The organism is uncultured Lentibacter sp. (assembly GCF_937123735.1).
In the GTDB taxonomy this organism is placed as follows: Bacteria; Pseudomonadota; Alphaproteobacteria; order Rhodobacterales; family Rhodobacteraceae; genus Lentibacter.
The window spans coordinates 87,720-106,655 of record NZ_CAKZKL010000025.1; the positions used below are offsets into that span (position 1 = coordinate 87,720).

At 62.9% G+C, this 18,936-nt stretch carries 18 protein-coding genes and 1 other RNA gene; 6 read left to right on the plus strand and 13 right to left on the minus strand.

Going from position 1 to position 18,936, the window contains the following annotated elements; translation table 11 throughout:
* Positions 1 to 2 precede the first annotated feature (2 nt).
* Positions 3 to 974 carry an NAD(+) diphosphatase gene (gene nudC / locus Q0478_RS06375; RefSeq protein ID WP_298677281.1) on the minus strand — a complete coding sequence of 324 codons (972 nt, stop codon included), beginning with the start codon at positions 972 to 974 and terminating at the stop codon, positions 3 to 5.
* A gap of 271 nt (positions 975 to 1,245) precedes the next feature.
* Here nudC and Q0478_RS06380 point away from each other — a divergent pair, with 271 nt between their 5' ends.
* From Q0478_RS06380 to Q0478_RS06400, 5 genes are all read left to right on the plus strand, one after another.
* Positions 1,246 to 3,066, plus strand: a complete 1,821-nt coding sequence (locus Q0478_RS06380; RefSeq protein ID WP_298677284.1) for a 5'-nucleotidase C-terminal domain-containing protein — start codon at positions 1,246 to 1,248, stop codon at positions 3,064 to 3,066.
* Positions 3,064 to 3,161: signal recognition particle sRNA small type (ffs, locus tag Q0478_RS06385), an RNA gene on the plus strand. The genes Q0478_RS06380 and ffs overlap by 3 nt, the downstream gene beginning before the upstream one ends.
* Before the next feature lie 205 nt (positions 3,162 to 3,366).
* The gene (locus Q0478_RS06390) at positions 3,367 to 5,412 is read left to right on the plus strand and encodes an NADH:flavin oxidoreductase (RefSeq protein ID WP_298677286.1); all 2,046 of its coding nucleotides are present in this window, start codon (positions 3,367 to 3,369) and stop codon (positions 5,410 to 5,412) included.
* A 172-nt stretch (positions 5,413 to 5,584) separates the two neighbouring features.
* On the plus strand, positions 5,585 to 6,277 hold the full coding sequence (locus Q0478_RS06395; RefSeq protein ID WP_298677288.1) for a phosphatidylserine decarboxylase: 693 nt from the start codon (positions 5,585 to 5,587) through the stop codon (positions 6,275 to 6,277).
* Positions 6,274 to 7,041, plus strand: a complete 768-nt coding sequence (locus tag Q0478_RS06400) for a phosphatidylcholine/phosphatidylserine synthase (protein ID WP_298677290.1) — start codon at positions 6,274 to 6,276, stop codon at positions 7,039 to 7,041. The genes Q0478_RS06395 and Q0478_RS06400 overlap by 4 nt, the downstream gene beginning before the upstream one ends.
* 66 nt (positions 7,042 to 7,107) lie before the next feature.
* Here Q0478_RS06400 and ureG read toward each other — a convergent pair whose 3' ends face one another.
* The 9 genes from ureG to Q0478_RS06445 all read right to left on the minus strand — a co-directional run bounded on the left by ureG (position 7,108) and on the right by Q0478_RS06445 (position 14,841).
* The gene (gene ureG / locus Q0478_RS06405) at positions 7,108 to 7,770 is read right to left on the minus strand and encodes an urease accessory protein UreG (protein WP_298677293.1); all 663 of its coding nucleotides are present in this window, start codon (positions 7,768 to 7,770) and stop codon (positions 7,108 to 7,110) included.
* A complete protein-coding gene (locus tag Q0478_RS06410) occupies positions 7,767 to 8,462 on the minus strand; it encodes an urease accessory protein UreF (RefSeq protein WP_298677295.1) in 696 nt (231 codons plus the stop codon). Before Q0478_RS06410 ends, ureG begins: the two co-directional genes overlap by 4 nt.
* On the minus strand, positions 8,452 to 8,925 hold the full coding sequence (locus tag Q0478_RS06415) for an urease accessory protein UreE (RefSeq protein WP_298677298.1): 474 nt from the start codon (positions 8,923 to 8,925) through the stop codon (positions 8,452 to 8,454). Before Q0478_RS06415 ends, Q0478_RS06410 begins: the two co-directional genes overlap by 11 nt.
* 9 nt (positions 8,926 to 8,934) lie before the next feature.
* A complete protein-coding gene (gene ureC, locus Q0478_RS06420; RefSeq protein WP_298677301.1) occupies positions 8,935 to 10,644 on the minus strand; it encodes an urease subunit alpha in 1,710 nt (569 codons plus the stop codon).
* Positions 10,645 to 10,950 carry an urease subunit beta gene (locus tag Q0478_RS06425; RefSeq protein WP_298677304.1) on the minus strand — a complete coding sequence of 102 codons (306 nt, stop codon included), beginning with the start codon at positions 10,948 to 10,950 and terminating at the stop codon, positions 10,645 to 10,647.
* Positions 10,947 to 11,111 carry a hypothetical protein gene (locus Q0478_RS06430; RefSeq protein ID WP_298677307.1) on the minus strand — a complete coding sequence of 55 codons (165 nt, stop codon included), beginning with the start codon at positions 11,109 to 11,111 and terminating at the stop codon, positions 10,947 to 10,949. Before Q0478_RS06430 ends, Q0478_RS06425 begins: the two co-directional genes overlap by 4 nt.
* 20 nt (positions 11,112 to 11,131) lie before the next feature.
* The gene (locus Q0478_RS06435; protein ID WP_298677310.1) at positions 11,132 to 11,434 is read right to left on the minus strand and encodes an urease subunit gamma; all 303 of its coding nucleotides are present in this window, start codon (positions 11,432 to 11,434) and stop codon (positions 11,132 to 11,134) included.
* 3 nt (positions 11,435 to 11,437) lie between these two features.
* Positions 11,438 to 12,181 (minus strand): urease accessory protein UreD, encoded by a 744-nt coding sequence (locus tag Q0478_RS06440; protein ID WP_298677313.1) that lies wholly within the window; start codon positions 12,179 to 12,181, stop codon positions 11,438 to 11,440.
* 398 nt (positions 12,182 to 12,579) lie between these two features.
* Complete coding sequence (locus Q0478_RS06445) at positions 12,580 to 14,841, minus strand: adenosylcobalamin-dependent ribonucleoside-diphosphate reductase (protein ID WP_298677316.1); 2,262 nt, start codon at positions 14,839 to 14,841, stop codon at positions 12,580 to 12,582.
* 157 nt (positions 14,842 to 14,998) lie between these two features.
* On the opposite strand from Q0478_RS06445, the gene Q0478_RS06450 reads away from it, so the two are divergent.
* The gene (locus Q0478_RS06450) at positions 14,999 to 15,430 is read left to right on the plus strand and encodes a DUF1489 domain-containing protein (RefSeq protein WP_298677319.1); all 432 of its coding nucleotides are present in this window, start codon (positions 14,999 to 15,001) and stop codon (positions 15,428 to 15,430) included.
* Positions 15,431 to 15,500: 70 nt separating this feature from the next.
* Here Q0478_RS06450 and hisG read toward each other — a convergent pair whose 3' ends face one another.
* The 3 genes from hisG to hisS are packed head-to-tail and all read right to left on the minus strand — an operon-like array spanning position 15,501 to position 18,758.
* Positions 15,501 to 16,193 (minus strand): ATP phosphoribosyltransferase, encoded by a 693-nt coding sequence (gene hisG, locus Q0478_RS06455; RefSeq protein ID WP_298677322.1) that lies wholly within the window; start codon positions 16,191 to 16,193, stop codon positions 15,501 to 15,503.
* Entirely contained in the window at positions 16,190 to 17,278 is a 1,089-nt protein-coding gene (locus Q0478_RS06460) for an ATP phosphoribosyltransferase regulatory subunit (protein WP_298677325.1), read from the minus strand. Before Q0478_RS06460 ends, hisG begins: the two co-directional genes overlap by 4 nt.
* Positions 17,271 to 18,758, minus strand: a complete 1,488-nt coding sequence (gene hisS / locus Q0478_RS06465; protein WP_298677328.1) for a histidine--tRNA ligase — start codon at positions 18,756 to 18,758, stop codon at positions 17,271 to 17,273. The genes Q0478_RS06460 and hisS overlap by 8 nt, the downstream gene beginning before the upstream one ends.
* Positions 18,759 to 18,936: the final 178 nt, after the last annotated feature.

Genomic DNA, 18,936 nt, shown 5'->3' on the forward strand with positions numbered 1-18,936 from the left:
CGCTATTTAAGCCGATCTGCCAACCAGTGCCAAAGTAAAAAATGCGCAATTGCGCCTTTTCGGGCGGGCTGAAGCCAGGGGTGCTCGCCCGCAAAAGCCTGCACGATTTCCTCACGGGTGAACCAGGCGGCATCTTCCAGCTCGTTGGGGTCCAAAACGATCTGCGAGGTTTCGGCCTCTCCGGCACAGCCCAGCATCAACGAGCCGGGAAACGGCCAGGGCTGGCTCGCAAGGTATCCAACCTCTCCCACACGCACGCCAGACTCTTCAAAAACCTCCCGTCGCACCGCCGCCTCGATCGTCTCCCCCGGCTCAACAAAGCCGGCCAACAACGAATACATGCCCTCCGGCCACCCCGGTGAGCGGCCCATCAACACAGAGTTGCCCCGCGTGATCAACATGATCACCACAGGGTCTGTGCGCGGAAAGTGCTGGGTGTTGCAGCCCGGGCACGCGCGCTGCCACCCCGCCATGATCATTTCGCTCTCCTGCCCGCAGGCCGCACAAAACCGGTGCGCACGATGCCAGCCAAGCACCGCGCGCGCGGTCGCTGCCAGCTCTGCATCCTGCGCGCCAAGCCGAGTCATCACGCCGCGCAACTCCAAAAACACCTGATCTTCTTCCAAAAGCGGGTGGCGTTGCTCGCTGGGGTCAAAAAACGCGCCCAAAGCGGCCTCATCCACCTCGGTGGGCACCCAATCGGAAATATCGCTGACAAAGACGAGCCGGCCCTCAGGCGTGCGCCCCAAGAGGAGCGCCTCCTTGCCATGTGCCGCAACCACCGGATGGTTGAGCGGCAAACGCGCCAACCGGTCGCGCGCAGCTCCCTCCAGCAACGGCTTACCCCGCCAAAGCAAAATCGCCTCGCCCTCGCCACGTGCAATGGCCTCGGCCAACAGCTCTGGCGCTCCGCGAATCTCGGCCGCGCGCTCCAGCGCCCCGCCGCCAAATGTGACTGTCTCAGCCAGTTTCATCCTGCCCCCACCGGTTTGTTAAGGCTTTCTAGCCGCGATGCGCGCCCTTGAACAGACTGCGCTGAATTGCCCCAAATGCGGCCCCCGCACACCGCACGCAGCAGGCGCCGCCTTTGGTTGATCAATTCAACTCAGGCGTGTTAAGAGAGCTTGGTATCGTTCACAAGTTTCTCCGTTCAAAAGGCATCCTCCCCTGACACCTCCTGCTGCCCCTGCCCCCGTCAGTGCGCCCCTGCGCACCCGCGTTGACACCCGCGCCCGCCTTCGCGTCTTGCAGACCAGCGATATCCACGGGCACCTGCTGGCCTATGACTATGCCAACAACCGCTTGTTTGAGCGCCGTGGATTGGCCCGCACCGCCCTGCAAATAGCCGCGGCGCGCAGGGCAGAGCCGCTGAATTTGCTTCTGGACTCGGGCGATTTTCTCCAGGGCTCGCCAATCGCCGACAGGCTGGCCCAGACCCCCGGCTGCGAACCGCAAAACGACCATCCGGTGATCAGCGCCATGAATGCCCTGCACTATGATGCGGTGACCCTTGGCAACCATGATCTTGATTTCGGGCTCGACCACCTCGCCCAAGCGCTCAAACAGGCCAATTTTCCGGTGGTCAGCGCCAACCTGTGCCTGCCCGCAGCGCACCCGCTTGCGGCACAGCTCAAACCCTTTGTGGTGCTCGAACGCCAGCAGCCAGACATGCGCCACCCCCTGCGGATCGGGGTCACTGGCGTCTTGCCCCAAAGCACCTTGGCCGCAGGCGCGCATCCGACCAGTGCCATCAGCTGCGCGCCCATCGTGCCCGCGCTTGAAACCACATTGGCCGCCATGCGGGCAGAGGGCGCAGATCTGTGCATCGTTCTGGCGCATTGCGCCTATGACAGCCTGCGCCCAGAAACCCGGGCGGCGCTGCAACACGCCGATCTGCTGCTGCTGGGCCATACACATACCGTCTGCCCTCCGCCCGGCCGCGTGCAACGCTTTGCGCCAGGTGCGCACACACCCAAGATGATCACCGGCGCTTGGCGCGAATACCTCGGTCAGGCAGATCTTTCTTTGCGCCTGAGCGCCGCGCATTGGCAGATCACGGAAACCGCCCTGCGCGTGACCCGGACACCGCCAAATGCCCCCGAATGCCCAAAGATGCGCGAACAACTCACACCCGATCACCAACAAACCCTCGCAGCGCTGTCCCGGCCCCTGGGCGAGACAACCCAGCAAATCGACAGCTTCTTTGCCCTCGTGCAAGACAACGCCGGCTTGCAACTTGTGGCTGAGGCCTTTGCCAGCCATTTGCGGGACGCATTGCAAGGCACCCAGCCAGAGCCGCTCCCGCCGCTGCTGGCCGCCGTCGCCCCGTTTCGTGCGGGCGGCCATGGCGGGGCCGAATATTTCTGCCACATCCCCAAAGGCACGCTCAACACCCGCGACCTGGACAAGCTCTACAGCTTTCACGACACGCTCTGCGCTGTCTCCATCACCGGCAAGGCGCTGCGCGCCTGGCTGGAAATGAGCGCAAGCCTGTTTTGTCAGGTGTCACACGGGGCGCAAGACAGCCCCCTGCACGACCCGGCCTTTCCCTGTTACCTGTTTGATGTCATCCCCCAGCTTGACTACGAAATCGACCTCAGCAAGCCCGCGCTCTTCACCCATGAGCGCAAACGCGTGACAACCGCCCAGCAGGCGGGCCGCATTGCGGCGCTGAAGTATCAGGGCAAACCTGTCGAAGATGACAGCCGCTTTGTGCTGGCCACCAGCTCGCACCGGGCCAAAAGCCCCTGGCCCGATCTGCCCGGCACAGAGCCGCCCGCATTGCTGCTTGATACCGGCGTCAGCTGCCGCAGCGTGCTGGCCCGCCATATCAAGGCCCGCGGCACCATCGCCCCCATCGCGCATCCGTCGTGGCGCTTCAAGCCGATGGTGCACAGCTCGGCGCTGTTTTTAACGTCGCCCACAGCGCAAAGCTGCCCCGCACAGGGCATCGACTTCATCCGCCACACGCCAGAGGGGTTCGCGCAAATGCGGCTCCGCCTCGCGGGCACAGGCCGCCCGCAAGCTCTTGCGAATCCCGAACCCGAAGCCTATATCGAGCCTTGAGAGGTTGGCGCGGGCAGGCGCCTCGCCAACCCGGTCAGATCCGGAAGGAAGCAGCCGCAACGAGCCCCGCTTGGGTCGTGATCAGCCTCTCACCTCTTTCCCTGCACGCTCAAAGCCGGGCCGCCCACAGACTGCGTCATGCGCGGCAACAGGGGCGGCGTCAGGGGCGGCGCAAGGGCGCAGACAGCTCCAAGGCGCAGATCGCTCTTTCCCTTTCCCGAAACCGCGTTAAAACTTGGCCCCAACACGGCGGGGGGCCAAAGCCCTGCCACCGGCTCTCCACTGCTCTGAAGGCGCGCCATGTCCAAAGATCCCCTGCTGCAACCTTTCCAGCTCAAGCACCTGACCCTGCGCAACAGGATCATGACCACCAGCCACGAACCCGCCTACCCCGAAGACGGAATGCCCAAAGCACGCTACACCGCCTATCACGCCGAGCGCGCCAAGGCCGGTGTTGCCCTGGCCATGACAGCGGGCTCCGCCGCCGTTTCCAAAGACAGCCCGCCCGTCTTCAACAACATCCTCGCCTATAAGGACGAGGTCGTGCCCTGGATCAAGGAGCTGACAGACGCCTGCCACGAACACGGCTGCGCCACCATGATCCAGCTCACCCATCTGGGCCGCCGCACCACCTGGAACAAGGGCGACTGGCTCCCCTCCGTCTCCTCCTCGCGTCACCGCGAACCGGCCCACCGCGCCTTTCCCAAGCTCATCGAAGATTGGGACATCGCCCGCATAATCGAAGATTTCGCCGATGCCGCCGAGCGCATGAAAGCCGGTGGCATGGACGGGATCGAACTTCAGGTCTACGGCCACCTGCTCGATCAGTTCTGGTCGCCCCTCACCAATGATCTCACCGGCCCCTACGGCGCGGACACGCTGGAAAACCGCCTGCGCTTCCCGCTTGATGTGCTCGCCGCCATTCGCAAACGCGTGGGCGAGGCGTTTATCGTCGGGCTGCGCTACACCGCCGATGAAGCGCAAAAAGGCGGCATCACCGCGGAAGAAGGGCTGCATATTTCCCGCCGGCTCGCTGCCACTGGGCAGGTGGATTTTCTCAATGTCATCAAGGGGAGAATCCACACCGACCCCGCCATGACCGATGTTATCCCCGTGCAGGGCATGGCCAGTGCCCCCCACCTTGATTTTGCCGGTGCGGTGCGCAAGGCAACAGGGCTGCCCACCTTCCATGCCGCGCGCATCCCCGATGTGGCCACGGCCCGCCATGCGGTGCAATCCGGCCAGCTCGATATGGTCGGCATGACCCGCGCCCATATGGCCGATCCGCATATTGTCAAAAAGCTCATCGAGGGGCGCGAAGACGACATCCGCCCCTGCGTCGGCGCAACCTATTGCCTGGACCGTATCTATCAAGCCGGCGAGGCGCTTTGCCTGCACAATGCCGCCACAGGCCGCGAGCTGACCATGCCACACAGCATTGCCCCCGCCCCCGCGCGGCGCAGGGTTGTCATCGTCGGCGCTGGTCCGGCGGGGCTTGAGGCCGCCCGCGTCGCCGCCGAGCGCGGCCATGATGTGACGGTCTTTGAGGCCCAGCCCGAGCCGGGCGGGCAGATCCGCCTCACCGCGCAATCCCCGCGCCGCCGCGAGATGATCGGGATCATCGACTGGCGCATGGCCCAATGCGCGGCGCGCGATGTGCGCTTTCAGTTCAACACCTGGGCCGAGGCCGCAGATGTCACCGCCCTTGCGCCGGATGTGGTCATCATCGCCACCGGCGGTCTGCCCAACACGCAGCTCTTTGAAACCCATGCCGAGGCCGCGCATGTCGTCTCCGCATGGGACATCCTCTCAGGCGATGTCAAACCCGCAGGCAAGGTCCTGATCTATGACGAAAGCGGCGATCACCCGGCGCTGCAAGCCGCCGAAATTGCCGCAAACGCGGGGGCCAGCGTGGAAATCATGACCCCGGACCGCACCTTCGCACCCGAGGTCATGGCGATGAACCTTGTGCCCTACATGCGCGCGCTTCAGGACAAGGATGTCACCTTCACAGTCGCCCGCCGCCTTCTGGGCGTGGCCCGCACCGGCAACAGCCTCACCGCCACAATCGGCACCGATTATAGCAGTCACAGCTATGACACCCGGGTTGACCAGGTTGTGCTCAACTATGGCACCCTGCCGCTGGAGGAGCTCTATTTTGAGCTCAAGCCACTGTCGCGCAATGCCGGGGCGGTAGACTATGAGGCGCTGATTGCCGGGCAGCCCCAACCCGCCACAGCCCAGACAGAGGCCGGCTTCCAGCTGTTTCGCATCGGTGATGCCGTCTCTGCGCGCAATACCCACGCCGCCATCTATGACGCCCTGCGCCTGATGAAAGACATCTGAACCGCGCTGACACCACCACAAACACCCGCTGCCGCCACCGCAGCAATGCTTTATTCTGTTGGCGCGCCACGCGGTTTGTGCCAAGAGACATTCTCACAAAAGCCTGTGCGTATCGGGGGGCGGCCAGCACGCCGCAAAAGCCACCCCAATGCCCTAACCGGAAAGACCGCTTATGAATATGCTCAAGATCGTTGCCGTGCCGATGCACAAAGAAGGGCGCAAATTTGTCGCCACCTTTGGCGCTATCGCCATTGCCCTCTCCTTTGTCTGGATGCCGCTTTTCTGGCTCGGGCTCGGGGTCACGGTCTGGTGCTACTACTTCTTTCGCGACCCGGTGCGCGTGGTGCCCCAGCAAGACGGGTTGGTGATTTCGCCAGCCGATGGGATCATCTCGCTGATCGAAGATGTGGTGCCGCCTGAAGACCTCGGGCTTGGCACGGAAGCTGTCACCCGGGTCTCGGTTTTCATGAATGTCTTCAACTGCCATGTGAACCGTGCGCCCGTTGCGGGCGAGGTTACCCATGTGGTCTATCGCCACGGCAAATTCCTCAATGCCTCGCTCGACAAAGCCAGCGAGCACAACGAGCGCAACAGCATCACCATCCAAACGCCCGCAGGGGTGCGGATCGGTGTGGTGCAGATCGCCGGTCTGGTGGCGCGGCGGATTGTCTGCTTTGTCAAAGTGGGCAGCCAGCTTGGCGCGGGCCACCGCTTCGGGCTGATCCGCTTTGGCAGCCGTCTGGATGTCTACCTGCCCAAAGGGGTTGCACCGCTGGTGTCCGTGGGTCAGACCGCCGTGGCAGGCGAGAGCATCCTCGCCGATCTCAACACCCCCGCGCCCAACCGGCAGGGCTTGCCTGAATGAGCCCCCCCAGCGAGATAAAGCTGCGCCACATCGTGCCCAGCGTGGTCACCGCGTTTGCCATTTGCGCCGGGATGACCTCGCTGCGCATGAGCCTGGAAGGCCATATCGAAAGCGCGTTGTATTTCATTCTGATCGCGGTTTTTCTGGATGCCGCCGATGGCAAGCTGGCGCGGTTTTTGGACTCCGCCAGCCCCTTTGGGGCCGAGCTCGATACCCTGGCCGATTTCTTCAACTTCGGAATCGTTCCGGGTGTGCTGCTCTACAACACGCTCTACATCGGCACCGAGCTTTCCAGCCTCGGGTTTCTGGCCACTTTGGTGCTGGCTGTGTGCTGCGCATTGCGGCTGGCACGCTTCAACCTCTCTGTGAAAAACGCCGATGTCACCCTCAAGAAAGATGACCACTTTGTGGGCGTTCCGGCCCCGGCACTGGCCTGTCTTGCGCTCATGCCCATCTATATGCACCTCGCCGGATTTGACGAGACCGACTGGCCCTTTCTGCGCGCAGCCTACATCATCGGGGTTGGCCTGCTCGCCGTGAGCACAATTCCGACCTTCTCCATCAAACATGCCAGTATCAAGCGCGCCCACCTGCCGCTTGTGATCGTGGCCGCCATGGTGCTTGTGGCCTGCCTTATGGTCTATCCCTGGCCGACCCTGATCATTGGCAATTGCCTCTACCTGGCCTCTTTGCCCTTCTCCTACCGCGCCCAGAAAAAACACGCACGCGCCAGCGGCTCTTCTGGCCCGCAATCTTCCGACTGAGCGCCAGAAAGCCGCGCCCCTTAGCGCCCCTTAGCGCCCAGCAGATCTTGCGGTGCTCTTTGCGGCCTAAGCCCCTTCGGGCTGCGCAACCCTGTCGCTGAGCGGCTCTGGCCTGCGTAGCCCCCCAAGCTCAAAAAGCAACTCAAGCACCGCCGCCACGCCCTGCCCGTGGCGCAGCGCGCAAAACACAAAGGGCCGCTCGCCGCGCATACGCGCCGCATCACGCTGCATCACCTCCAGCGATGCGCCAACATGGGGGGCCAGATCGGTCTTGTTGATCACCAGAATATCGGATTTGGTAATCGCCGGGCCACCTTTTCGCGGAATTTCCTCGCCCGCGGCCACATCAATCACATAAATCGTCAGGTCAGCCAGCTCGGGGCTAAAGGTGGCCGAAAGATTGTCCCCCCCACTCTCGATCAGGACCAGCTCCAGCGCCGCATGGCGCGCGCGCATCTGCGCCACGGCGGCAAGGTTGATCGAAGCATCCTCGCGAATGGCCGTATGCGGACAGCCCCCGGTTTCCACGCCCAAAATCCGGTCCTGCGGCAAAACCTGCATCCGCATCAGCGCCTCGGCATCTTCGCGGGTGTAAATATCATTGGTGATCACTCCCAAGGACAGGCCCGGGTGCAGCGCCCGGGCAAGACAGGCCGTGAGGGTGGTTTTTCCAGCCCCGACAGGGCCACCGATTCCAACCCGCAAAGGGCCGTTTAGCTGATGTGTCATGTGCGAAAAATCCTTGGCTGAAGTGTTTCATGGTGCATCGCGGCGATATCGGACAAAAAGGCGCTGCTGTGCAGATCCTCCAGCCCGGCCCCACGGCTTTGCTGCGCAATCTCGGCGCAAAGCGGCGCCAGTCCCGCCAGAACGGCCTGCCCCTCGGTCTGCCCAAGCGGCAGAGCCCGCATGGCCACCGAAACAAGATTGCTCGCAAAGGCCTGCACATAAAGGACAACGCACATCTCCAGATCAAGGCGCTGGCGCGCCGCCGCCGCGCCAACCGCGACAGGCAAACAGAGCTCCAAAAGCCACTCCGCCTCAAACGCCGCCTCTGCGGGCTGGCGGCCCCAGACAGCCGCAACCGTCTGGCCAAAAGCCGCGCCCTGCAAGCGGCTCTCAAGGCGGCGCTCGGCGCTGGCGGCAAAGGCCAACGCCACCTGATCAACCCGCTCCAGCGCCGCTCTGTCCGGCGCGTCAAAAGCCGCGCGCAGCAAGATCGCGTCGTTGCGTCCGCTGCCATGGGCCAGCACGCTTTTTAGCCACTGCGCCAGCTCTTGCGCCGAGCCCACAGCCCCCGTCGCAATCGCCGTCTCCAACCCATGCGAATAGGAAAACGCCCCGATCGGGAACGCTGGCGACAGCCATTGCGCCAGCGTCAGGATCGAGGCCGCGCAAGCCGCCGGGGGGTCAGTGGGCATGGGCCGTCGCGCCATGCGCATGAGACTGGGTGCGCCCATGGCCATAAGCCCCCCCCTCGGGCTTAAAAGGCGCAGACACGGGCTCCAAGCGCGCGCCCAGATGCTCCAACATATGCCCGATCACCGGATCAGCCTGCACGCAGAGGTGGTCCGGCGCGATCTGGCAGGGGGTGTGGCGGTTGCCAACATGCCACGCCAGCCGAACAAGATCAGGCCCCGTCACACGGTAAAGCGCCTCTTGCGCCGCCGAAATCTGCACCAGCTGTCCTGTCTCAAGCTCCAGCGCATCCCCATCCTCAAGCGAAGTGGTCTGCGCCAGATCAACAAGAAAGCGCTCGCCTGTGCTGGTTGTCAGCCGCTTTCGGCGCAACAATCGCGCGCTATAATCAAGCGCACAAAGCAGCGCCGGACCCTGCCACTGGCCCTTGCGATGCAGCCTTTGCGCTATGGGAATATCTGTCATTGGGGCCTCCTAAAACATGAAATACCGCTGCGCCATCGGCAAGGTTTGCGCCGGCTGGCAGGTGATCAAAGCGCCGTCTGCCCGCACCTCATAGGTTTCCGGGTTCACCTCGATCTGGGGCAGCGCATCATTGAGCCGCATGTCGCGCTTGCCAATCTTGCGGGTGTTGCGCACCGCCACGGTGGGCTTTTGCAGACCCAGCGTCTCAGCCAGCCCCGCCGCCTGCGCCGCTTGGGACACAAAGCTCACCGAGCCATGCCGGCGCGCCGTGCCCATCGCTGCGAACATGGGGCGGCTATACACAGGCTGCGGTGTCGGGATAGAGGCGTTCGGATCGCCCATCTGGGCCACCACAATGCTTCCCCCCAAAAGGACCATTTCGGCCTTCACCCCAAAAAATGCCGGGTCCCACAACACCAGATCGGCGCGCTTGCCCACCGCGATATCTCCCAAGACATGGCTCACCCCCTGCGCAATCGCGGGGTTGATGGTGTATTTGGCGATATAGCGGCGCACGCGCAGATTGTCGTTGTCACCGGTTTCCTCGGCCAGCCGGCCGCGCTGCTTTTTCATCTTGTCGGCCGTCTGCCAGGTGCGGATCAGAACCTCTCCGACACGGCCCATGGCCTGGCTGTCACTGGCAATGATGGAAAAGGCCCCAATGTCATGCAAGATATCCTCTGCGGCAATGGTCTCGCGGCGGATACGGCTTTCGGCAAAAGCGATGTCCTCGGGAATGGATTTGTCCAAATGATGGCACACCATGAGCATATCCAGGTGCTCTTCCAGCGTGTTCACCGTAAAGGGGCGCGTGGGGTTGGTGGAGGATGGCAAGACATTGGCATCCCCACAAATCTTGATGATGTCAGGCGCATGTCCCCCGCCGGCACCTTCGGTGTGGAAGGCATGAATGGTGCGCCCTTTCAGGGCCGAAACGGTCTGCTCCACAAAGCCGCTCTCGTTGAGCGTGTCGGTGTGGATCATCACCTGCACATCCATGTCATCCGCCACCGACAGGCAGCAGTCGATCGCCGCCGGGGTGGTGCCCCAGTCTTCATGCAGCTTCAGCGCACAGGCCCCCCCGGCCACCATTTCCACCAAAGCCTCCGGCTGGCTGGCATTGCCCTTCCCGGCCAAGCCGATGTTCATGGGAATCCCGTCAAAGGCCTGCAACATCCGCCCGATATGCCATGCGCCGGGGGTGCAGGTGGTGGCCAATGTGCCATGGGCCGGGCCGGTGCCACCGCCAAAACAGGTGGTCACCCCCGAATGTAGGCTGTCCTCCATCTGCTGGGGGCAGATAAAATGGATATGGCTGTCCATCCCGCCCGCGGTGAGAATACGCCCCTCCCCCGCAATCACCTCGGTGCCCGGCCCGACGACAATATCGACGCCCGGCTGGGTATCGGGGTTGCCCGCCTTGCCAATGGCGTGAATAAGCCCGTCGCGCAGCGCCACATCGGCCTTGTAAATGCCGCTGTGATCGACAATCAGCGCATTGGTGATCACCGTGTCCACCGCGCCGCCAGCGCGGGTCTGCTGCGATTGGCCCATGCCATCGCGGATGACCTTGCCACCGCCAAATTTCACCTCTTCGCCATAGGTGGTCAAATCCCGTTCCACCTCGATGATCAAATCGGTATCTGCCAGGCGCAGCCGGTCGCCCGTGGTCGGGCCATACATGGCGGCGTAGTGGCCGCGTGGTATCTGCACAGGCATTCAGAGCGCTCCCATGATCTGGCCGTTGAAGCCGAAAATCCGGCGCGCACCGCCGATCGCAATCAGCGTCACATCCCGCCGCTGGCCCGGCTCGAAACGAACCGCCGTCCCGGCGGCAATATCAAGCCGCATCCCCCGCGCCGCCGCACGGTCAAAGGCGAGGGCGGGGTTGGTCTCGGCAAAATGATAATGGCTGCCCACCTGCACCGGGCGGTCACCGGTGTTGGCCACCACCAGATGCACCGTCTTAGCCCCGGCATTGAGCACAATCTCGCCCGCCGCCACAAACAGCTCCCCCGGGATCATTTGTGCCGCCAGACAAAAGCCGCCGCCGCCACGCCGGCCAGCCCGAAAAACAGCCAAAGCCAGTTGCCATCATGCAAATGATGGTGCAGCCCGGCCCCCTCATGGGCCTCGGCCCGGGCGGCGGCCAAAGCCAGAAACGCTGTCACTATTGCCAGTTTCATGTCCATACTCCCTGTCAAAATTACCGGATCGGATTGTGGACGGTCACGAGCTTTGTCCCGTCCGGGAACGTCGCCTCCACCTGCACCTGTTCAATCATCTCCGCGATGCCCTCCATACATTGGGCGCGGGTCAACACCATGCCACCTGCCTCCATCATATCCGCCACAGAGCGCCCGTCTCTTGCGCCCTCGACAACAAAATCCGTGATCAGCGCAACCGCCTCGGGGTGATTGAGCTTCACACCGCGCGCAAGCCGCTTGCGCGCCACCTCCGCAGCCATGGCAATCAACAGTTTGTCTTTCTCACGCGGGGTCAGCTGCATGGTCTATACTCTCCAGGAAATGGGCAAATCCCTGCCCGATAGCCGGCGCAGAAGCGGGCAAAGGTGCTGGCGCAGCACATAGCTGTCGGCGGCCAGAAGCCGCACCACCAGCACATCCGGCGCAATCAGGCTCGCGCCGCCTTGGCGCGGCAACATCGCGCGCACATCCGCCAAAAGCCGCTCCGCCTCGGGCGCGACAAAAACAACCGAAGCCAGCGCACCGGCCCCCTCCGCCACAGCCGCCTGCGCCAGATGGGCCGTGGCATCCCCCGTCAGGGTCAGACCGTCCAAATACAACGGCTGCCCGGCCCGCAAAACGCGGATCCGGTCTTCAAAACGAATGTTGCGCAGCTCCTCGGGCATGGCCACACGGCCAAACACAATTGGCTCCACCATCAAGAGCTGCGCCCCCTCGGCCAACGAAATCTCCAACTGGCGCCGCAGGGAAGACCCCTCAAACAGGATCAGCTCTTGCGGCAGCCACCGCAACGCAGCCTGCGGCCCCACGGTGATTTGGCTCCTATAGCGCCCATCCTCGCCCGGCTGTGCGTGATAGGCGCGCTCGGCCGCCTGCGTGGTGAGCGTGAGCTGCGCGCGGGCCTGCATCTCAATGGTGAGACAAAAACGGTCGCCACCGGTAATGCCGCCCGCGGTATTGACAAGCACCACCTCGGCATCAGGTCCATGGCTGCGCGGAAACACCAGCTTCAGAGCGCCAGACTGGCGCAACCGCCGCAACCGGGTCACCCCAGCCGCGTCACCAAAGACCGTCAGCGCGCCGCCCCCACGGGCACGCGGCGGTGCAAGACCATCTTGAAACCCCTCAGGGCGAGGCTCTATGGGAAGGGCGTGGTTGATCGGATCTCTCCAGTGGCGCAGATGCGGCGCAAGTTGAGGGCAAAGCTTGCCCCCGTCTCAGCACAGCCCATGCGGCAATGGCAGGGCCAAGCGCAGTTGCACCACCCTCTGAACAGCGGCGCAGATGGCATTTGCTCATCTGCTAGGCACAGCAAACCCCAACCGCCCAAAAAATAAGCGCCCGCTGTGCCGCACAGGATCCTACAGAAACCCCAAAGACCGCCAAAAAAAACCACTGGCAACCTGCGCTGCCAATGGTCATGTCTCAAAGGCTCAGTGCCCCGGTCTTAGCCACATTTGCTATGGCCACAAGAGGCGCAGGTCATGCAGCCCTCAACCATGCGCATGTCATACTGCCCGCAAGAGGGGCAGCTCTTGCCGCGCGGTGCATCAAGGTTCACCACCGCCGCAGTCGGATCGGCCTTCAAGCCCATGCCTTCGCCTTCAATAAAGCCAATCGAGATCATGTGCTTCTCGATCACGCCACCAATGGCCGCAAGGATCGAGGGGATATATTTCCCGCCCATCCAGGCGCCGCCGCGCGGGTCAAACACGGCCTTGAGCTCTTCCACAACAAAGCTCACATCGCCCCCACGGCGGAACACAGCCGAGATCATCCGCGTCAGCGCCACGGTCCAGGCAAAATGCTCCATGTTCTTGGAGTTGATAAACACCTCGAAAGGCCGCCTGTGCCCGCCGATGACCACATCATTCACCGTCAGGTAAATCGCATGTTCGCTGTCAGGCCACTTGAGCTTATAGGTCGTGCCTTCCAGCTCCTTGGGCCGCTCCAGCGGCTCTGACATATAGATCACATCCGCGCCCTGGTCGGCCTCGGGCGCGGCATCACTCTCTTCGCTCACAGAGAGAACCGAGCCTGTCACATCATTGGGCCGATAGGTGGTGCAGCCCTTGCAGCCCGTGTCCCAGGCCTGCATGTAAACATCCTTGAAGGCATCAAAATCAATGTCCTCAGGGCAGTTGATCGTCTTGGAAATCGAGCTGTCAATCCACTTCTGCGCTGCCGCCTGCATCTTCACATGCGCGCTCGGGGCCAGCGTCTGGGCGTTCACGAAATAGTCGGGCAAAGGCGCGTCACCAAACTTCTCCCGCCAAAGCGCCACGGCATAATCCACCACCTCTTCCTCGGTGCGCGAGCCGTCTTTTTGCAAAACCTTGCGCTTGTAAGCATAGGCAAACACCGGCTCGATCCCCGAGCTGACATTGCCCGCATAAAGGCTGATCGTGCCCGTGGGCGCAATCGAGGTGAGCAAAGCGTTGCGAATGCCGTGCTCCGCAATCGCCGCGCGCACATCCGCGTCCATCCCCTGCATGGATCCGCTGGCCAGGAACTTCTCCGCCTCAAACAACGGGAAAGCCCCCTTTTCCTTGGCAAGCTCCACCGAGGCAAGATAAGAGGCGCGCGCAATCGCGTGCAGCCACTCTTCCGTCTGCGCCGCAGCCTCGTCGGTGCCATACTTCAGCCCAACCATGAGCAGCGCGTCGGCCAGCCCGGTCACCCCCAGCCCGATCCGCCGTTTGGCCTGCGCTTCCTGCGCCTGGGCGGGCAGCGGAAACTTGGAGGCATCCACCACATTGTCCATCATCCGCACAGCCGCCGCGACAAGCGCGCCCAGCGCGCCCAGATCAAGCTTTGCACCGGCCTCAAAGGGCTCGGTCACCATCTTGGCCATGTTGATAGAGCCCAGCAGACACGCGCCATAAGGCGGCAAGGGCTGCTCGCCACAAGGGTTCGTGGCTGCAATCGTCTCGCAATAGCTGAGGTTGTTCATCTGGTTGATCCGGTCGATGAAAATCACCCCCGGTTCGGCATAATCATAGGTGGCTTGCATGATCTTGTTCCACAAGTCACGCGCCTCGACCGTGTGATAAACCTTGCCGTCAAATTTCAAATCCCAGCTCTTGCCCGCCTTCACAGCCTCCATGAAGGGGTCGGTGACCAGAACCGACATGTTGAACATGCGCAGACGCGCCGCATCCGATTTCGCGGTGATGAAATCCTCGATATCGGGGTGGTCACAGCGCATGGTGGCCATCATGGCGCCCCGGCGGCTGCCTGCGCTCATGATGGTGCGGCACATGGCATCCCAGACATCCATGAAGCTCAAAGGCCCACTCGCATCCGCAGCAACCCCCAGAACATCCGCACCGCGCGGGCGAATGGTGGAAAAGTCATAGCCGATGCCACCGCCCTGCTGCATGGTCAGCGCGGCCTCCTTGAGCATGTCAAAAATGCCGCCCATACTGTCGGGTATGGTTCCCATCACAAAGCAATTGAACAGAGTCACCGCACGCTCGGTGCCCGCCCCCGCGGTGATCCGGCCCGCCGGCAGGAACTTGAAATCCTCCAGCGCTTCGTAAAACACCTCTTCCCAATGGGGCGCATCGGCTTCCGGAGCCGCCAGCGCGCGGGCAATCCGCCGCCAGCTGTCTTCCACCGTCCTATCAAGCGGGCTGCCGTCCGCCTGTTTGAAACGATACTTCATATCCCAGATTTGCTCGGCAATAGGCGCAGAAAAACGGCTCATGTGGTGATCCCCAGATCAAGTTATTTCAGACGTGGCAGGACTGACAAACTAAGCACCGTTGAAACCCGGGTCAAACCCATTCACGCCCGCCAAAGAAAATAACGTGAGTGGAAGAATCATTTTGCCCCGATTAGACTACAGCATCTAGGGGGCGCTCATGAAGAATACAATACATCTGGTAAAGCTAAGTGTCGGCACCGAAAGCGTGGAAAGCCTCGCCGCCTGGCAAAAAACCCGCGCCGCCCAACATCCAAAGGGCTTGCCCTTCCACATCACCCGCATGTGGCCCAAGCGCGAGAGCGAGGTTCTGGCAGGTGGCAGCATCTATTGGGTGATCAAAGGGGCCATTCAGGCCCGCCAGCCCGTGCTCGGTTTTGAAGAAATCATCGGCAGCGACGGAATCCGCCGCTGCGGGTTTGTGCTTGCCCCGGAGCTGGTGCGCGTGGCCCCCGCGCTCAAGCGCCCGTTTCAGGGCTGGCGCTACCTCAAGCCCGAAGACGCCCCGGCAGATCTCACAGAGACCCGCGCCAGCGATGATGCCCTGCCCCCCGAACTCGCGGTGGCCCTCGCCGATATTGGCATTCTCTGAACCTGCTTTTTGCGGCCCAGAATATCTGCCTCCCAAGGCCAGATTGGCAAGACCATACCTGATCGTATGGTTACAAATCTAGCTGCGCCAAAAGGCGGGTCATATCCGAGCGCGCCTGCGGAGACATTTCCACATTGCGGGCGCGGTAAAGCGTGGCCGAGCTGCGCAAGATCAGCCCGTCAGACAGAATTTTCAGATGGTTCGCACGCAGCGTGTCGCCCGTCGAGGTGATGTCCGCCACAGCCTCGGCGGTTTCGTTTTTCACCGTGCCCTCCGTTGCGCCCTGGCTGTCCACCAGTTGGTAATCCGCAACACCGCATTCTCTGAGATACTCGCGCACCAGCCGGTGGTATTTCGTGGCAATGCGCAGCCGAAAACCATGCTCCGCCCGAAAGGCCGCCGCCACGGCGTCAAGGTCGTCCAGCGTGTCCACATCCACCCAGGCCTGTGGCACAGCAATGATCAGATCCGCATGGCCAAAGCCCAGCTCTGCAAGCGCCTCCACGCGCTGCTCCCACTGGCCCAGCTTCTCGCGAATGAGGTCTGTCCCCGTAACGCCAAGATGGATACGGCCCGCCGCAAGCTCGCGCGGTATCTCCCCCGCCGAGAGCAGCACCAGCTCGACCCCCTCAATACCTTCAACCTTGCCGGCATATTCGCGCGCGCTGCCCGCACGGCTGAGCGTCACGCCCCGCGCCGCAAACCACTCAAAGGTTTTCTCCATCAACCGCCCCTTGGAGGGCACCCCCAGCTTCAGGCTCATAGGCTGCCCTCCTTCAGGCCCAGCATAAGGCCCGGGCGCACAACACCGCCAACAGCGGGAATCTCGGTGCCCTGCCCAAGCTGACGGGTCAGCGCATCATAACGCCCGCCGCTGGCCACGGGCGGCAAATCGGCCCGCGCCTCGGCGTAAAATCCAAAAACGAACCCATCATAATATTCCATCGAAGCGCGCCCGTAACTGCCTTCAAACGCCAGCTGCGCCACATCTACGCCGCGCGCCGCCAGCGCGCCGGTGCGGCGGCGCAACCCTTCCACAGCCTTGGCGATCGCGGGCATATCCACCGCAATGTCGCTGAGCTGCTCCAGCGCATTGGGCAGCGTTTCCTGCACCGCCAGGATGGCCTCCATCAAGGCCACCTCGCCTGCGCCAAGCGGCCCTTCCGCCGCATCCTCGCGCAGCGCCGCAATCCGGGCCTCTATCTCGCGCCGCCCGCGCAGTCCGATCTCGGGAGCCGCCTGTGCAAAAGGGTCTGCCGCTGCCAGCAGCGCCAAGCGGCTTGCAGGCACCTCGCTGCGCCCCGAGAAGCGGTCAATCAGCGCCCGAAAGCGCTTGGGCCGCCAGATATGCCGCCGCAGCGCCGCCTTGCGGCGCGCGGTTGTGCGCAGCCCCTCGACGGCGGCCATCAAAATGCCAATGTCCCCCGTCGCGGCCCGCAGAGGCAGCCCACGCAACACCGAGGACATCAGCGCAAAAACCTCCGCATCCGCCTCATGCGGCGCATCGCGCTCAAATATCTCATAGCCCACCTGCAAATACTCGTTGGCGCGGCTCGCGTCATCTTCCTGACGGCGAAACACCTCGCCGGAGTAGGTATAGCGCGCCGGCTCCGCCCCGTGCTGCATATGCATCTGCACCACCGGCACGGTAAAGTCCGGCCGCAGCATCTGCTCGCCGCGCAGGGCGTCCGAGGTCACATAGGCCCGCGCGCGGATATCCTCGCCGTAAAGGTCTAAAAGCAGCTCCGCAGGCTGCAAAACCGATGTCTCCACAGGCAGCGCGCCTGCCGCCTCAAACATCGCCCGAACGCGCGCCGCCTCGGCCCGTTTTGCCAACCCCTCAGGCATCGTTGCTGTCCAATATCTCGCGCACCTTGCTTACAAGTTCGGCGCGCGGCACCTCAAACTGGCTGGGCCGCTCTTTCCACTCTTCCAGCGTCGCGCTCTGGGCAATCTTTGCCCCCAGGATCAGATCCTTGATCTGCACCACACCGCGCTCGGCCTCATCACTCCCCGCGATAATCGCCACAGGGCTTTCGCGCTTATCGGCATACTTGAGCTGGTTGCCAAAGTTCTTGGGGTTGCCAAGATAGACCTCGGCCCTGATCCCCGCTTGCCGCAGCTCGGCCACCATCCCCTGATACTCCGCCATGCGTGCCTTATCCATCACAGTGACAACAACCGGCCCCGCCGCCTTGCTCTCCAGCCGGCCCTTCTCGCGCAGCGCCGCAAGCAGGCGGTCCACCCCGATAGAAACGCCAGTGGCCGGCACAGCCTGCCCGGTAAAGCGCTTGACCAAGTCATCATAACGCCCGCCACCGGCCACAGAACCAAACTGCCGCTTGCGGCCCTTCTCATCGAGAATTTCAAAGGTCAGCTCGGCCTCAAAAACCGGGCCGGTGTAATACCCAAGCCCGCGCACGACGCTCGGGTCAATCACGATACGATCCTCGCCATAGCCCTGCGCGGCCAGAAGCTGCGCCATCTCTTCTAGCTCGTTCACACCCTCGGCCCCCGTGGCACTCTCGCCCACAGCGCCGCGCAAGTTGGCCAGCGTCTCGGCATTGCCCGCGCCCTTGGAGGTGAGGAAGGTCAAGACAGGTTCCGCCTGCGCATCCGTCAGGCCGACACCGTCAATATAGGCCCCCGAGGCATCCAGCCGCCCCTTGCCCAAAAGCTCGCGCACACCCGCCGCGCCCACCTTGTCAAACTTGTCGATGGTGCGCAGCACGTCGGCCTGCTTGGCCGCATCAGAAACACCGGTGGCCTCCAGCACCCCGTTCAGCACCTTCCGGTTGTTGATCCGCACAATATAGTCGCCGCGCGGAATGCCGACCTTCTCCAGCGTGTCACTCAACATCGCGCAAATCTCCGCATCGGCGGCCACGCTGGCCGTGCCAACCGTATCCGCATCACACTGGTAAAACTGCCGGTAGCGCCCCGGCCCCGGCTTCTCGTTGCGCCAGACAGGGCCCATGGCATAGCGGCGGTAAGGCGTGGGCAGCGCGTTGCGGTGCTGCGCATAAACCCGCGCCAAAGGGGCGGTGAGATCATAGCGCAAGGCAAGCCAGTCGCCCTTGCCGTCCTCGTCAAACTCCTGCCACGCAAAGACGCCCTCGTTGGGCCGGTCCACATCGGGCAGAAACTTGCCCAGCGCCTCGACAGTCTCAACAGCCGCGCTTTCCAGAGCGTCAAACCCGTAATGATGATAAACCCCGGTGATCGCGCGCAGCATCTCTGCGCGCTCACTCACTTCAACGCCGAAATAGTCGCGAAATCCCTTGGGCGTTTCTGCCTTGGGGCGCGGGGCTTTCTTGTCCTTGGCCATCGGGGTGTCCTTGCCGTGTTAGCTTTGCCGCAGGGCTTAACTTATGGCTCCTCTCGGGGCAAGGCGACCTTTCGCCCGCCTTTGGCTTGGTGTATCGCTGGCGCATGGAACCTCTTGAAGAAAAAATCGCCCATCTGGAGCGCATCACCGACGATCTCTCCGCCGTCATCGCCCGGCA

What these genes read in the sequence shown, in the direction of transcription:
- ureC (WP_298677301.1), bottom strand. Translation starts at nt 10,644, where the DNA reads ATGCCTGTGCAGATACCACGCGGCCACTACGCCGCCATGTATGGCCCG.
- Q0478_RS06410 (WP_298677295.1), bottom strand. Translation starts at nt 8,462, where the DNA reads ATGCCCACTGACCCCCCGGCGGCTTGCGCGGCCTCGATCCTGACGCTG.
- Q0478_RS06425 (WP_298677304.1), bottom strand. Translation starts at nt 10,950, where the DNA reads ATGATCCCGGGGGAGCTGTTTGTGGCGGCGGGCGAGATTGTGCTCAAT.
- hisG (WP_298677322.1), bottom strand. Translation starts at nt 16,193, where the DNA reads ATGAGCCTGAAGCTGGGGGTGCCCTCCAAGGGGCGGTTGATGGAGAAA.
- Q0478_RS06460 (WP_298677325.1), bottom strand. Translation starts at nt 17,278, where the DNA reads ATGCCTGAGGGGTTGGCAAAACGGGCCGAGGCGGCGCGCGTTCGGGCG.
- Q0478_RS06400 (WP_298677290.1), top strand. Translation starts at nt 6,274, where the DNA reads ATGAGCCCCCCCAGCGAGATAAAGCTGCGCCACATCGTGCCCAGCGTG.
- Q0478_RS06445 (WP_298677316.1), bottom strand. Translation starts at nt 14,841, where the DNA reads ATGAGCCGTTTTTCTGCGCCTATTGCCGAGCAAATCTGGGATATGAAG.
- Q0478_RS06430 (WP_298677307.1), bottom strand. Translation starts at nt 11,111, where the DNA reads ATGAAACTGGCAATAGTGACAGCGTTTCTGGCTTTGGCCGCCGCCCGG.
- Q0478_RS06435 (WP_298677310.1), bottom strand. Translation starts at nt 11,434, where the DNA reads ATGCAGCTGACCCCGCGTGAGAAAGACAAACTGTTGATTGCCATGGCT.
- Q0478_RS06395 (WP_298677288.1), top strand. Translation starts at nt 5,585, where the DNA reads ATGAATATGCTCAAGATCGTTGCCGTGCCGATGCACAAAGAAGGGCGC.
- hisS (WP_298677328.1), bottom strand. Translation starts at nt 18,758, where the DNA reads ATGGCCAAGGACAAGAAAGCCCCGCGCCCCAAGGCAGAAACGCCCAAG.
- Q0478_RS06415 (WP_298677298.1), bottom strand. Translation starts at nt 8,925, where the DNA reads ATGACAGATATTCCCATAGCGCAAAGGCTGCATCGCAAGGGCCAGTGG.
- Q0478_RS06390 (WP_298677286.1), top strand. Translation starts at nt 3,367, where the DNA reads ATGTCCAAAGATCCCCTGCTGCAACCTTTCCAGCTCAAGCACCTGACC.
- Q0478_RS06450 (WP_298677319.1), top strand. Translation starts at nt 14,999, where the DNA reads ATGAAGAATACAATACATCTGGTAAAGCTAAGTGTCGGCACCGAAAGC.
- nudC (WP_298677281.1), bottom strand. Translation starts at nt 974, where the DNA reads ATGAAACTGGCTGAGACAGTCACATTTGGCGGCGGGGCGCTGGAGCGC.
- ureG (WP_298677293.1), bottom strand. Translation starts at nt 7,770, where the DNA reads ATGACACATCAGCTAAACGGCCCTTTGCGGGTTGGAATCGGTGGCCCT.